17 protein-coding genes are annotated in these 14,603 nt (G+C 33.5%); 10 read left to right on the top strand and 7 right to left on the bottom strand.

Translation table 11 applies throughout. From position 1 onward, the window contains the following. The first annotated feature begins 1 nt into the window (after window position 1). The gene (locus tag ACGH4F_RS04505; RefSeq protein ID WP_411590162.1) at window positions 2–694 is read left to right on the top strand and encodes a DUF2461 domain-containing protein; all 693 of its coding nucleotides are present in this window, start codon (window positions 2–4) and stop codon (window positions 692–694) included. Window positions 695–775: 81 nt separating this feature from the next. On the opposite strand, the gene ACGH4F_RS04510 is transcribed toward ACGH4F_RS04505, so the two are convergent. Next, window positions 776–1,438 (bottom strand): MarC family NAAT transporter, encoded by a 663-nt coding sequence (locus ACGH4F_RS04510; protein ID WP_267360224.1) that lies wholly within the window; start codon window positions 1,436–1,438, stop codon window positions 776–778. Between the two features lie 108 nt (window positions 1,439–1,546). Beyond that, window positions 1,547–2,065 (bottom strand): single-stranded DNA-binding protein, encoded by a 519-nt coding sequence (locus ACGH4F_RS04515; RefSeq protein WP_411590164.1) that lies wholly within the window; start codon window positions 2,063–2,065, stop codon window positions 1,547–1,549. A gap of 213 nt (window positions 2,066–2,278) precedes the next feature. Between ACGH4F_RS04515 and corA the strand changes: the two genes are divergently transcribed. The 4 genes from corA to ACGH4F_RS04535 all read left to right on the top strand — a co-directional run bounded on the left by corA (window position 2,279) and on the right by ACGH4F_RS04535 (window position 5,092). Beyond that, window positions 2,279–3,220 (top strand): magnesium/cobalt transporter CorA, encoded by a 942-nt coding sequence (gene corA, locus ACGH4F_RS04520; protein ID WP_267352509.1) that lies wholly within the window; start codon window positions 2,279–2,281, stop codon window positions 3,218–3,220. 223 nt (window positions 3,221–3,443) lie between these two features. After that, window positions 3,444–4,412: a glucokinase gene (locus ACGH4F_RS04525; protein WP_411590165.1), complete on the top strand. Its 969-nt coding sequence runs from the start codon at window positions 3,444–3,446 to the stop codon at window positions 4,410–4,412. A 12-nt stretch (window positions 4,413–4,424) separates the two neighbouring features. Beyond that, on the top strand, window positions 4,425–4,673 hold the full coding sequence (locus ACGH4F_RS04530; RefSeq protein ID WP_081299176.1) for a YcgL domain-containing protein: 249 nt from the start codon (window positions 4,425–4,427) through the stop codon (window positions 4,671–4,673). After that, window positions 4,670–5,092 carry a YcgN family cysteine cluster protein gene (locus tag ACGH4F_RS04535; protein WP_411590167.1) on the top strand — a complete coding sequence of 141 codons (423 nt, stop codon included), beginning with the start codon at window positions 4,670–4,672 and terminating at the stop codon, window positions 5,090–5,092. Before ACGH4F_RS04530 ends, ACGH4F_RS04535 begins: the two co-directional genes overlap by 4 nt. 31 nt (window positions 5,093–5,123) lie before the next feature. Here the strand turns inward: ACGH4F_RS04535 and ACGH4F_RS04540 are convergent, their stop codons facing one another. Next, on the bottom strand, window positions 5,124–5,678 hold the full coding sequence (locus tag ACGH4F_RS04540; RefSeq protein ID WP_411590169.1) for a YggT family protein: 555 nt from the start codon (window positions 5,676–5,678) through the stop codon (window positions 5,124–5,126). A 37-nt stretch (window positions 5,679–5,715) separates the two neighbouring features. Continuing rightward, window positions 5,716–6,417 (bottom strand): YggS family pyridoxal phosphate-dependent enzyme, encoded by a 702-nt coding sequence (locus ACGH4F_RS04545; RefSeq protein WP_267380698.1) that lies wholly within the window; start codon window positions 6,415–6,417, stop codon window positions 5,716–5,718. Window positions 6,418–6,440: 23 nt separating this feature from the next. Here ACGH4F_RS04545 and ACGH4F_RS04550 point away from each other — a divergent pair, with 23 nt between their 5' ends. From ACGH4F_RS04550 to ACGH4F_RS04565, 4 genes are all read left to right on the top strand, one after another. Then, entirely contained in the window at window positions 6,441–7,400 is a 960-nt protein-coding gene (locus tag ACGH4F_RS04550; RefSeq protein WP_411590170.1) for a type IV pilus twitching motility protein PilT, read from the top strand. Between the two features lie 123 nt (window positions 7,401–7,523). Continuing rightward, window positions 7,524–8,333, top strand: coding sequence for a pyrroline-5-carboxylate reductase (gene proC, locus ACGH4F_RS04555; RefSeq protein ID WP_411590172.1), 810 nt, complete (start codon window positions 7,524–7,526; stop codon window positions 8,331–8,333). A 347-nt stretch (window positions 8,334–8,680) separates the two neighbouring features. Continuing rightward, on the top strand, window positions 8,681–8,890 hold the full coding sequence (locus ACGH4F_RS04560) for a cold shock domain-containing protein (protein WP_065559356.1): 210 nt from the start codon (window positions 8,681–8,683) through the stop codon (window positions 8,888–8,890). Window positions 8,891–9,073: 183 nt separating this feature from the next. Then, entirely contained in the window at window positions 9,074–9,355 is a 282-nt protein-coding gene (locus ACGH4F_RS04565) for a DUF5339 domain-containing protein (RefSeq protein WP_267352516.1), read from the top strand. Window positions 9,356–9,379: 24 nt separating this feature from the next. On the opposite strand, the gene ACGH4F_RS04570 is transcribed toward ACGH4F_RS04565, so the two are convergent. The 3 genes from ACGH4F_RS04570 to ACGH4F_RS04580 form a co-directional block, all read right to left on the bottom strand. Further along, window positions 9,380–9,865 carry a thermonuclease family protein gene (locus tag ACGH4F_RS04570; protein ID WP_411590174.1) on the bottom strand — a complete coding sequence of 162 codons (486 nt, stop codon included), beginning with the start codon at window positions 9,863–9,865 and terminating at the stop codon, window positions 9,380–9,382. Window positions 9,866–10,102: 237 nt separating this feature from the next. Beyond that, window positions 10,103–10,624, bottom strand: coding sequence for a bifunctional 3-hydroxydecanoyl-ACP dehydratase/trans-2-decenoyl-ACP isomerase (gene fabA / locus ACGH4F_RS04575; RefSeq protein WP_267352518.1), 522 nt, complete (start codon window positions 10,622–10,624; stop codon window positions 10,103–10,105). Between the two features lie 152 nt (window positions 10,625–10,776). Further along, the gene (locus tag ACGH4F_RS04580; RefSeq protein WP_411590175.1) at window positions 10,777–12,549 is read right to left on the bottom strand and encodes an AAA family ATPase; all 1,773 of its coding nucleotides are present in this window, start codon (window positions 12,547–12,549) and stop codon (window positions 10,777–10,779) included. A 188-nt stretch (window positions 12,550–12,737) separates the two neighbouring features. On the opposite strand from ACGH4F_RS04580, the gene ACGH4F_RS04585 reads away from it, so the two are divergent. Continuing rightward, entirely contained in the window at window positions 12,738–14,510 is a 1,773-nt protein-coding gene (locus ACGH4F_RS04585; RefSeq protein WP_411590177.1) for a DUF3413 domain-containing protein, read from the top strand. The last annotated feature ends 93 nt before the right edge of the window (window positions 14,511–14,603 follow it).

Consider the following 14,603-nt stretch of genomic DNA (forward strand, 5'->3'; position numbering starts at 1 on the left):
TATGGCACAATTTTCTGGTTTTACCCAAACAGGACTTAATTTTTTACAAGATGTATGGATTAATAATAGTAGAGCATGGTTTGACGAGCATCGATCAATCTATGATAATGAATTAATCAAACCATTCAGGCTGTTAGTAGAACAGTTAACTCCCAACATGCTGGAAATTGATGAATGGTTTGAAACAAAACCAGCTATTGGTAAAACGATATCTCGCATACATCGTGACACACGTTTTTCGAAAGATAAATCGTTATATCGTAGTCGTTTATGGTTGACATTTAAACGACCAAACCGAGATTGGAAAGAAGCGCCAGCTTATTTTTTTGAAATAGCACCAGATTGCTATCGTTATGGACTTGGCTATTATTGTGCATCAAAGCAGACAATGGATATTTTTCGTGAAGAAATTCTTAATGACAGTGCAAAATTTTTAGACATGATTCGCTGTGTTAAAAAACCATTTGAACTTGTTGGTGAAAGTTATAAACGCCCACTAATTAAAGATCAAGATCCAAAAATAGCAACATGGTATAATCGAAAAAGTTTAGCAGCAATGGTTACAAACTCCAATATTGAAGATTTGCTAAATGGCGATCTACCTAACAAATTATCAAAGGGTTTTAAACAACTATTACCGCTTTATGATTATTTAATGCGGGTGGAAATGATAAAAAATATTCCCAAATTATGATTTAACACTGTGATTAAATGAGCTAGCCTAAGTAAACGACATTATTATTTATAAACAACTTTTTTAAAATGATTTAGTTTACTAAATATTGGGAAAGCTCATGATTAATTCTTTTACACCATTGATAATAAATTGAGTACCAACACAAACTAATAAGAACCCCATAATTCTTGAAGTCGCTTCAATTCCACTTTTTCCCATAAAACGCATAATACTGCCTGCACTTCGCATACAAAACCAAAGGATAATACACAATAAAAGCGGAACTAAGATTGAAGAAGTATAAACAACCCAACTTGAAATATCATAACCTCCACTTTTTACTGTTGAAGCCATACTGATAATCATTGCAATCGTTCCAGGACCTGCCGTACTTGGCATGGCTAGTGGTACAAAAGCAATATTATTCGATATTTCTTTCATTTTAGCATCGGCTTCTAACGTTCGATGAGAAGGTTGCTGAGGAAACAGCATTCTAAATCCAATAATACCAACAATCATACCACCAGCAATACGCAAACCTGGAATGGAAATACCAAACGTGCTCATCACTAGCTGTCCACCATAAAAAGAAACAACCATAATGATAAAAACGTAAATACAAGTCATCTTAGATTGGTAATTACGCTCTTCATTAGTCATATCACCCGACAAACCTAATAAAAGTACGACAGTAGTTAACGGATTAGTTAAAGGAATAAATAATATTAAGCCAAAGCCAACAGTTTGTATCAGTTCAAACATAACACTATAAAATGAATAAAATTGGTAGGTTATAAGTATAATTGAAATTAAAAAGATAAGAAATATGGGCGCTTAATTACGCCCAATATTTTAAATGGGAGAGAAAAATTAAAAAGGAATATCGTCATCAAAATCCATTGGTGGTTCAGGAGCTTTAGGTTGAGCAACGGGTGCGGCTTGTGGTGCTGGGCGAGCCGCAGCGGCAGGCGCAGTTGAAATATTATTAGCACTTTGGCCCCAATTTTGTGAATTATCATCAAAGTTATCATTGCCATTTCGTGAACTTAAAATTTGTAATGTGCCACCGATTGGATTAACAACAACTTCTGTCGTATAGCGGTCGTTACCTGTTTGATCTTGCCATTTACGGGTTTGTAATTGACCTTCTAAATAAACTTGCGTGCCTTTCTTAATATATTCACCAGCAATTTCAGCTAATTTACCGAAAACAACCACACGATGCCATTCAGTACGATCGCGGTTTTCACCTGTTTGTTTATCTTTCCATGATTCCGAAGTTGCTACGCTAAAATTTGCAACAGCGCTTCCGTTTGGCATATAGCGAACTTCTGGATCCTGACCTAAATTACCCACCAAAATGACTTTATTTATTCCTCGGTTTGCCATTATATACTCCTAAAAATTGCTTAAATATTTAATTTGCGTATTGTAACATGAGACAACAGCAACATCACCGTTTTTAATTTAATTCTGGAATATTACTTCTATTTTTAACATTACAAAAATAACTTTAGACATAGGAATTTAAAGATATTACGAGTATAATGCGCCACATTTGTTAATAGAATGTTCTAGAAACTTTCCTGTAAGGGGGGCCTTATGATTAATGCGTTTGGACTAAAGAACAAACAATTAGTAAAAGTTAATGAAGGCGACATCAATAATGCGGCTTGGATTGACTTAATTGAACCAGAAGAAGCCGATCGTGATTTTGTTTTAACTCATTTAGGACAAAATTTAGCAACCAGTATTGAGTTAGATGATATCGAGGCCTCTGCTCGTTTTTTTGAAGATAATGAAGGATTGCATGTTCACTCTTTCTTCTTTTATGAAGATGCTGAAGATCGGGCGGGAAATTCAACCGTTGCTTTTACTGTACACAATGGTCGATTATTTACTTTGCGTGAACGGGATCTGCCTGCTTTTCGTTTATATCGTATGCGATCTCGTTATCAAAGCATGGTTGATGGAAATCCTTATGAAATATTACTGGATTTATTTGAAGTCAAAGTTGAACAACTAGCCGATCAAATCGAAAGTATTTATAGCAAATTAGAAGAATTGAGCCAAGTAATTATGGATCGTTCTGCACAAGAGCAATACGACGAAGCAATGACATCGTTAGCTGAACTTGAAGATACGGCTTGGAAAGTAAGATTGTGCTTAATGGATAGCCAACGTGCGGTTAACTACCTTGTTCGCCGAGCAAAAATGCCGGCAGATCAACTTGAGCAAGCACGTGAAGTTATTCGCGATGTTGAATCATTGGTACCACATAATGAATCATTATTTCAAAAAGTTAATTTTTTAATGCAAGCAGCAACAAGCTTTATCAACATTGAACAAAGTCGAATTATTAAAATTTTCTCAGTGGTATCTGTTGTATTCTTACCGCCAACTGTGGTTGCATCTGCATATGGTATGAACTTTGAAAATATGCCAGAACTGAAATGGGAATATGGTTATCCATTTTCATTATTACTCATGTTATTGGCTGGTGTTGCACCCTATATTTATTTTAAACTTAAAAAATGGTTATAAATACAGAAGTTGATTAGATGTTAACCTAGACTTTTAAGGTTGTGAATAAAAAAATGCGTTAATTTCAAAAGTTAACAAAGGGAACTGAGTAACTCCACGAATAACTAGGAGACAACGAGGTTGCCTTTTATGTTTTTTAAGCTTAACTACTAAATACAATAAGTATAGAAAGATATTGATTTTAGATCATTAGTAAAATTAGTTTGTCAAAAAAGGGAGTAACATGAGTCAGTACGCACTAGTCACCGACATCGGTGGAACCAATGCCCGTTTTGCATTGTTTAATTTAGTTACAAATGAGCTATCGGCAATCACAAAAATTCTCATTTCAAAAGAAGATATATTACTGACATTAATCAAAAATTATCTTCAAGCACAATCCGTAAAAATTGAGATTGCGTGTATTGCCATCGCTTGTCCAATTGATGATGCTGACACTGTTACTATGACAAATAACAATTTGTCGTTTTCTCGCCGTGAATTAATCGAAGAACTCAAACTAAAAAAACTTGAGGTCATTAATGATTTTACTGCAGTCTCGACATCCATTCCAAGACTGTCACCGCAAGATTTGGTAAAAATTGGAGGGGATGAACCTAATCTAAATTATCCTATAGCAATTTATGGTGCGGGAACTGGGCTTGGTGTTTCACATTTGATAAAAGTTAATCAGCATTGGGTAAGTTTGTCCGGTGAAGGTGGGCATACAGAATTACCCATGATAAATGAAGAAGAAGATCGCATTTTGGTTCAGTTGCGTAAAAAATTTGGACGAGTTTCAGCCGAACGATTTTTATCCGGAAATGGTATTATTAACATTTATCAAGCCTTACAGCAAATTAATCATCAACCATTAACTGATATCACTCCAGATATCATTGTCAACAAAGCACTAACAAATAGTTGTGATTTATGTTTGCAAACCTTAAATTACTTTTGTACATTTATGGGAAGATTTGGCGGTAATTTGGCATTAACGCTAAATACTCAAGGGGGAGTATATATTGCCGGTGGTATTGTTCCTCGTTTTATTGAATTTTTTAAAGCTTCGCCGTTTAGATCTGCTTTTGAATATAAAGGGCGAATGTCTACGCTGGTCAAAAAAATTCCTGTATATGTGATTACACATGAAGATCCAGGGCTATTTGGTGCAGGTGTTTATTTACAAAATAGCCTTCTAAATATTGATTAAAGGTTTTATTTTATGATGTGGTGTTATATTTATCGTAGTCCAAAAAAAGAAAATTGTTACTTGTATATGAAAAATGAAAATGATTTTTCTGGTATACCTGAAAGAATACTCTCAATTTTTGGTTCTCCGATATTTGTTATGAAAGTATTATTAGATGGAAAAAGACGTTTTGTAGTTGGAACATCCGAAGAAATCGAAGAAAAGATTAAAACGGATGGGTTTTTCTTACAAATGTTAAAAGAAGATGATTTTAAAGCATGATTGAGCCATTTTGGAAAGGTAAGACATTAGATCAACTTAGCGATGACGAATGGGAGCAGCTATGTGATGGTTGTGGTCAATGTTGTCTGAACAAATTAATGGATGAGGACACTGACGAAATCTTATACACTAATGTAGCTTGCAATTTGCTCGACGCCAACACATGCCAATGTAAACATTACGTTAATCGATTCAAATATGAACCCGATTGTATTAAGCTCACTCGAGAAAATTTACTTACTATTGAATGGCTACCTTTGAGTTGTACTTATCGATATTTCCAAAAAAATGGGGATTTACCTGAATGGCATCCACTAATAGTGGGCAACAAAAAACTGATGCATGAATTAAAAATATCGGTTAAAAATCGAATTGTATATGAAAAAGATGTGATTTGTTGGGAAGATCATATCATTTAAAAAAAGGAGCAACAGCTCCTTTTTAAATCATCTAAAGAATGATCCACAGAGCACCAAAAATTTTGGTGGCAAAATAGTTCATAAACATTAGCACGACAGCCACAATAGCAAACGTAACATCGATCATGCCAATAGGTGGAATAAAACGACGAATTGGTGCCATTAATGGCTCTGTTAATTGGTAAAGAATTTCGTCAGGTACTGATTGTCCACGACTAATCCAACTCAAAATCGCTCTGAATAGCAATAACCAAAATAACAGGTAACCCATAGCATGCAAAATTGCGACCAAAGCAAACCATAAATAATCAACATTAAATGGTAAATTTATGGGGATAAAACTAAAAATAAACAAAATTTTAATTAAGGCAACTAAATACAAAAGTAGCCACGTTGCATAATCAAATTTTCCTACTGAAGGAATAAATCGGCGCAATGGCCCGATAATAGGTTGAGTAACTTTTACAATAAATTGAGTGATTGGATTATGAAAATTAACCCTGACTTGCTGCATCCACAAACGTAAAATTAAAACATACAGACAAAACGTTATTACCGTTTTGCCAAGAAAGTAGATCAATTCCATTGAAAACTCCTTAAATGAAAGTCATTGAGCCAATATATCATAAATACTTTCGCTCGCCAAAGATTGCCGTACCAATACGAACCATTGTGCTACCAGCTAAAATCGCCGCTTTCATGTCTCCACTCATTCCCATAGATAATGTATCAACACAAGGAATATCAATTTTTAATTGTTGTAAAAGCGCCGTCATTTTTGAAAAAATAATGAATTGTTTATCGAAATCATCTTCGACTTCAGGGATAGCCATTAAACCACGTAAACAAAGGTTAGGTAATGTAATAATCTGGTGAGCTAAATCGAACACTTCTTCTGGTTTTACGCCGGATTTGGTAGCTTCTTGACTTATATTAACCTGAATAAGTACATTTAATTTAGCCATATTGGCAGGGCGCTGATCACTTAAGCGCTGAGCGATCTTGAAACGATCAATTGTATGCATCCAATCAAAGTGTTCTGCAACCAACTTGCTTTTATTCGACTGCAAAGGTCCAATAAAATGCCAAATAAGGGGACAATTTGGCATCGCTTTTTGAAAATAATTTATTTTTTCTACACCTTCTTGTACATAATTTTCACCAAATGCGAGCTGTCCTGCGTCTATCGCTTCTGTAATCAATGTAACTGGTTTGGTCTTACTTACCGCAATAAGTTCAATTGTTTTGGGATCTCGACCGCAATTTGAAGCTATTTTCTCAATATCTTTTTTTATAGCCATTAAATTGTCATGTACTGTATTCATGTTTATACCTAATTATCATTAGTATGTCTAAATTAAAATTACATTCTTTATTATCGCTTAGTGTAACCCAAAAAGCCTCCGATTTGCACCTATCTAGTGGCGAAGTGCCTTGTATGCGCATTAATGGACAACTGCAATTTTTGTCTGTTTCTCAACTATCAGCACAAGTTTTGGAAATAGAATTATTTAAATTACTCAATGATTCCCAGAGAAATCGATTACAACAAAATGGTCAAATTGATATCGCTTATCATCCCACAGAAATAGGGCGATTTCGAGTAAATATATTTTATCAAATGCGAGGTATTTCAGCTGTCTTTCGTGTCATCAATCACCAAATTCCAAGTTTACAAGAAATTAATGCCCCCAAAATTCTACCTGAATTAACACAAACTCAAAGCGGGATTATTTTAGTTACCGGTGCAACTGGTAGCGGTAAATCAACAACGCTGGCGTCATTGATACAATATATCAATATGACAGCAACTAAACATATTATTGCTTTAGAAGATCCGATAGAATTTATTTATCAAAATAATAAATCGCTTATTCAACAACGCGAGATTTCTGATTTTGGCTCTGCAATTGATAGTATTTTAAGACAAGATCCCGATATTATCATGCTTGGTGAATTACGGCATAAACAATCTATTCAAGCTGCGTTAACCGCTGCTGAGACAGGACATCTAGTCTTTGCAACTTTACATACAAGCTCTGCAATTAAAAGTATCAACCGAATTATTGATGTCTTTGAAAATCATTCACATAATTTTATACGAGCACAATTATCGACAAGTTTAAAAGCGATTATTACCCAAAAATTAGTCACAAATAACCGGCAGCGTAAAGCATTATTTGAAGTTTTGATTAATACGCCTGCGGTAAGCAACCTTATCAACGAAGGCAAAACTAAACAAATACTTTCATTAATGCAAACGGGTCAACAATATGGTATGCAAATAATGCAAAATGATGATTTGTAATGATCAGTAATACAATAAAATTATCATTATATTAAAATAAAAAATGATTGGATAAAATTTAAAGTTTTCTAAAAAAATAAATTATACTAGTGTTAAAAAGTTCAAATGAAAAAGGGGTAAATAATGGAACAACGCATTGGTTTAATTGGTTTAGGTAATATGGGTAATGCTATCTTACAAGGTATTTTATCAAGTAAAATTGTATCAGGTAATCAAATCAATATTTATGATACCCATCCAGAAAAAGGGATTTCACTTAATCAATCTTATGGAATTAATAATTTAGATTCAGCCAGAAATGTAGCAAAAGAATCGGATATGGTTATTGTGGCTGTTAAACCCAATGCTATTATTGATGTTTTAAATGATATCCAAAAAGAGTTAAAAAAAAGTACTATTGTTATTTCTATTGCAGCAGGGGTTAGTATAAAAACGATTGCAAAATGTGTGGGATATGAACAAAAAATTATAAGAGTCATGCCAAATACACCTGCCTTAGTCAATGCAGCAATGTGTTCAATCACGCCAAATACAGAAGTCACAGAAGAAGAATTAGCTACGGTTCAAACATTATTTAATTTTATTGGTGAAACTGAAATTGTACCTGAATATTTAATCGATGCTGTAGTCGGCGCAAGCGGATCCTCTCCTGCGTTTGTATTTATGTTTATTGAAGCTTTAGCTGATGGGGCAGTAAAAGGCGGTTTATCCAGAAAACAAGCCTATAAATTTGCTGCCCAAACAGTAATGGGATCTGCGAAGATGTTACTTGAAACGGGTAAGCATCCTGGTGAATTAAAAGATATGGTATGTTCACCAGCCGGTACGACCATTGAAGGCGTGCAAATGCTTGAAGAAAAGGGATTCAGAGCGGCGGTTATTGATGCTGTTGAAGCAACAATAAATAAGTCTCAAAGCATGAGTGAAAAATAACTTAGTCTCAAAATTTACATTTGGCAAAACTCTAAAATTAATTAAAACAAAAAAATTAAATTAATTTAACTAATGAATGCAAGTTAGGTTTTGCCTATTAAATAAATTTGTAAAACTTTACAAACAACACTTGCATTAACAATTAATATATGAGTTAATAGTTTACAGCATATAACGTGCAGATTTATTTAGTGACATCTTGATTTAAGCAGTTTGTAGTTTACTTTCTATTTACATTAGTATTAGTTCTCTTCAGCTTTCACGTTTCAGTGTTTATAAGTAGTCCAAGTTTTATGTTTTTTTTAAATTAGCCTTGTTGGCTTAAATTATTTTATAGGAAGATTATTATGTCTAAGAAAACTGGTCAAGTTAAGTGGTTCAACGAAAGTAAAGGTTATGGTTTCATTTCTCCTGCTGATGGTAGTAAAGATGTATTTGTACATTTTTCTGCAATCTCTGGTGAAGGTTTTAAAACTTTAGGTGAAGGTCAACAGGTTGAATTTTCAATTCAAGACAGTGAACGTGGCCCAGCTGCAGCAGATGTTGTTGTAATGTAATTCTGCACCCATCTTTATATTTTATCAGCATATTATAAATATGCTGATAATTTCCTACATCCTATAAAATATTTTATTTGCTTTTCCAAAATCTCTAATGTATTATTTTTTGCGATATTAGATGTGATAAATATACTAATATTATCAAAAAGATATTTTTTAAATCGAAAGGAAAAGTAAATAATGAAAAAAATACTAGTTTCAGCTGTACTTTTAAGCCTATCTTCAGCTGCGATGGCTGATTTATCTGATAGTTGTAAAACTTATTTTGAAAAAGTGGATAAATTAGTTGAATCTTTACCTAAAGATGCAGCAACAAAACAGCAAACTGATATGATGAAACAAAATTTAGAAGCAGGTAAAAAACAAGTTGCTGCTATGTCTTCAAGTGATCAAGAAACAGGTTGTAAACAAGGCTTAGATGCACTTAAACAATTAGAATCTCTTTATCCTGCTTTAAAATAAATTAATAAATTCTTGATGAAAAATCTATTTCTGATTTAAGCGTCGGAATTTCCATGGGGCTATTGGATTTTTATCTTTCCATAGTCCCTTTCTATTTTGTTTGGCTTGCGATTCAAGGGCTATTAATTGCTTATTTTTAGCAACACCTTTATAGCGATATACCCAAGCATATCCACTTGCAACCATTTTCTGATTGATATTAATGCCATTATAAAAAACGGTTCCTAATGTTCTGTTATAAATATCTTTGTTACTTTCTTTAATATAAACAGATTTTCCTGCGATGAGTGAAGCTAGGTATTTTCTAGATGCATTACCGTAGGCTTGTTTGCTTTCTGGTGCATCGATATCAACTAAACGGATTCGGATTTTTTGTTTCACAGGGGTTAATACATCAATTGTGTCACCATCTATTACTTTAACGACTTTTCCACTGAAATTAGCATAGGCAACGGTATTGAAAAAACAAGATAAAATAAAAAAAACAACAAAACGATTAAGTAAACTCATGATTAATAAAGACTATAAAAAAATTGCCACATTATACCTTGAATAACAAAAAATACGAATGAAAAATCATTAACCTAAAGAAAATTTGTATTCAATAGTTAATTTTTTAAGACAATAAAAACGGGCGAAAATATATTATTATACAAGGGATAAATGTATCATCAGAAACTGCTTGGATAATCGATATTCAAGGTAGCCTTACCGAATAATGTGTAAGGCTAGTTAAAATCAAAAAAATTAAAATTCGCTGGTATCTTTGAATAACCCAACTTTAAGATCGGTAGCTTCGTAAATCAATTTACCATCTACATAAACTTCGCCATCACCGATTCCCATAATTAACTTGCGGTTAATCACACGTTTAAAATGGATTTTATAGGTAACTTTTTTGTTTTTAGGTAATATTTGACCTTTTAATTTTAATTCTCCAACCCCAAGAGCTCGACCTTTACCCTTACCGCCAATCCAGCCAAGGTAAAATCCGACTAATTGCCATAAAGCATCAAGCCCAAGACAACCAGGCATGACAGGATCATTTTTAAAATGACATTTGAAAAACCACAAATCTGGATTGATATCAAGTTCCGCTTCCACATAACCTTTATTAAAGTTTCCACCTTCTTCATTCATTTCGATAACACGGTCCATCATAAGCATTAAATCTGATGGTAAAGGCGGTCCGTCATGACCAAAAAGTTCACTATTTCCTGATTTAATCAGATCTGCTTTATCGTACGAAGATTTACGTTCAAATGTCATAAAAAAACCTTTTATTTTCTGTCATTACTTACATGATTATAAAAATAATTATTCAATAAAATATTATGAATAACCAATACTGTAAAATCCTTTGCCGCTTACTAAAATGTTACATCTCAACCAAATTCGGCTTTCAAGTTTATTGGGTATTACTATTTTTTGCAATATCTTTGCCATTTTGCAAACCAACCATCTTGTTTTTTATCTTGTAATAGCATAGTTTGCATACGTGCATAAATAAGCTTATAAAGACTAATTGCATTATCATCTTTATAAGGAATTCCTGTTAATAAATAAAGTGCATCCGCAATATGTTCAACAGTCCAAATAGAAAACTTTTCTTGAGCTATTGCTTCAATCACATTATCACTCAAGCACAAATGGCGTTGATTAGATGCGGGAATAATAACGCCTTGCTGACCGGTTAACCCCTGATGCTGACAAACAGTAAAAAAACCTTCAATTTTTTCGTTGATACCACCAATTGATTGTACATGACCAAATTGATCTACCGATCCGGTAACAGCTAATTGTTGATCGATAGGCTGACCTGAAAGCGCACTAATAATTGCACATAACCCAGCAAGCGATGCGCTGTCTCCGTCAATTTCATTATAAGATTGTTCAAATACTAAAGAGGTTGAAAAAGGTAATTGATGATTAATAGCAAATTCTGACATAATAAAAGCCTGCATGATCATCATACCTTTAGAATGAATATTTCCTGCAAGTTCAGTTTTGCGCTCGATATCAATTAACTCACCGTCTCCAAAATGAACAAGGCAACTTAAACGCGTTGGCTCACCAATCGCTAAAGGATAGCCAGGATATTCAACAACAGATAAACCATTAATTTGACCAACAACCTGATCTTGAGTATTAATCATGATCTGTTTATTAAAAAACTCTTCGTGAAATCGTTTTTTAAGATAATCTTCACGCCATAATTTATTCTTAGTCGATGAAGCCACTGATAACTCATCAATAACCTCATTTTTGGCATAATAACTAGCATTAACTAATAAACCATGAACCCAATCAATCGCAAGGGGAAGATAAAACTGATCGCCTGTAAAACGCACCGCTTCTTGATATATTTTGTTAAAGGCGGATGGTGCAATACTTGGCAAATGAAATTTATCAGCAATAAATTGTAAATAATCTAGCCACGTAGTGAGCTTGTCAGATGAGGTAATCTGCAATTCATTTTCAAATTCAGCATAGATAGACGTATTATAAAATTCTGGATCAAAATCCTGTAATTCAGCTAAACTTAGCCGATCACCAACCAATATAATTCTTAAATCCAGTGGCATTGAAGGAATAGATAACGGCAATGGATGCGACTCATCAGCTGAAAACCAGTCGAATTCCTGTTTAAATACCATCTGCTTTAATTTAATCAATAAAGTAGGTTGGCTTAATAAAGATCGTAAACCTAAAATTAAAACCCCACCATTAGCCTGATGCACTAAACCTGGATCGAGTTTAATTGGGCTATTTTCTGGTTGTCGAACACAACCAAATAATTTCTCGCCATCAACATAACTTGATGCTAAACAATCATCTAAAATGGCAAAGTTATCCTGCTTGCTTTTGGCCTCAGTCAAAGTGACTTTATTATCATTAATAAAATAGCTGTAACCCAACGTTGAAGAGGAAGCATGTAATTTAACTGCTTGTTTTAACAAATCAAAAAATAGTTCACTTTCTGACGCTTTCAGTAACATAAAACGAGGGTGATAACTTGCTCTTTTACTCGGGCATAACATGGATAATGCAGACGCAATCCGAGGTTGCCAAGAAAGAATATTGTTTGACTTTTCTATCACAGATTTAGTTTCTGCTTTACTAGGGTTACCAAGCGCACTAATCTGAGACAAATCAGGTTGGATTTGATGTATTTTAAGTTGTGAGATAGCCAAAATTATTATCTTTGTTGTTAGCGAATTTAATCCTTAAATTATAACAAGTATCGATTATAACGCCAAGATCATACCAAAATCTTTATGCTAACAAATAAAAAAATTACAGAAAGATTTTTCAAAATCAGGTAAACTGTAAAGTATCTTACAGTAAATATTCTTCATTACTATCGTTACCAATAATAAATATGCTCAAACTCAAAAATAATCATATCAAAGATACCCAATCCTCACAAATTGTAAGCTGGGGACACTGGTTTACATTATTTAATATTTTTGTTGTTATATCTTTGGGTAGCCAATATTTAATCATTGCAGACTGGCCAAGAACATTTATGGGGCGGTTTTATGCAATCATTAGTGCAATTGGGCATTTTAGCTTTTTAACGTTTATAACCTACCTCATATTACTTTTTCCATTAAGCTTTTTTATTCACTCAGCGCGTTGGCATCGAATATTAGCAACCATAATTGCCACATTAGGAATCGCCTTACTTTTAGTTGATATTGATATCTTCTCGCATTTTAGAATGCACTTAAATTTATCCATATGGCAGTTATTTACAGCGCAAAACGCCACTTTTTTAAGTAGTGCGTTTATAATTATTCCATTTATTTTATTAATTGAAATATTATTTGCATTATGGAGTTGGAAAAAATTACGCAGCTTAAATAAGCGTAAACGTTATGCAAAACCAGTCGTGGTTATATTTATTCTTTGTTTTGTCTTTTCGCATCTGATTCATATTTGGGCCGACGCAAATTTTTATCGCCCAATAACCATGCAACGTTCAAGCTTACCATTATCCTATCCATTGACCGCAAGACATTTCCTTGAACGATATGGATTTATGCCAGAAAATGATTACCGAACTCGGGTTAGCCAAGAAGGTAATCCTTTTGCTATTGCTATAGAATATCCTCTTGCACGGCTGAGTTATGATGAAAAACAAGCAACTCAAAATATACTAATGATAGTTATTGACGGATGGAATAGTCGTTTATTAAACGACAACATGCCATGGTTAAATGAATTTGCGAAAGAAAACCTTAAATTTGCGGATCATTACTCTGCAAGTAACCAAACAAATATTAATAAATTTTCATTATTTTATGGACTCGATCCCAACTATTACAACAGCATATTAGCGGGTCATAAACCTTCAGTACTATTTGATGCTATTAATTATCGTCATTACAACTTAGGGATGTTTTCGTACGATGGATTTGATGAACCATTGTATCGATATGCATTGCTATCCAATTTTTCAATACCGCCGGCAAAAAAAATGACTAATAAACAGGTTACTGATAATTGGATGGCGTGGCATGATGAACAAAATAAATTAGAAAATCATGCACCACTATTTTCACTGGTACAATACTCACTCGGCGTAAAACATAAAAATATACCGCTAAAAGAACTTGAAACAGAAGCAAGAAAATTAGATCAATATCTTGAATCATTAATAGCGTATTTAAGACTAACCAATACCTACGAAAACACCGTAATTGTCATTACCGGAACCAATGACATCACTATAAAAGAAGCGAAAAAAACAGCGATACGTAATGACGACATTAATTACAGCCGAGAATCGCTTAATGTGCCACTGATTATCTCATGGCCAAATAAAGAACCCGCTCAAATCAGCCGACTAACATCGCAAACTGATATTATGCGCACCTTAATGCAAGATGTGCTTTATGTTAACACCTCACCACATTTATATAATCAAGGTGAAAACTTATTCAACAGCAAGCCACGGCAATGGATAGTGGCGGGGAACGAAAAAGAAATCGCTGCACTATACAATGATAAAACAATTGTTTTAGATGGATTTGGACGATCTAAAATTTACGATATCAATAATACACTACAAAAAGAAGAAAAAATAAGTCTTCCTATATTTTTACAAATTGTCACGGCAAACCGTCGATTTATGGTGATGTCTAATTAATTTAACGACTTAAAACACTAATGTTTAAAACAGTGGACTTAAAATAAGAATATAACAGTATGATCATCTTTAATGATTGATATTTTTCTATAC

This window comes from Gilliamella sp. CG35, assembly GCF_046635745.1.
GTDB lineage: Bacteria > Pseudomonadota > Gammaproteobacteria > Enterobacterales > Orbaceae > Gilliamella > Gilliamella apicola_I.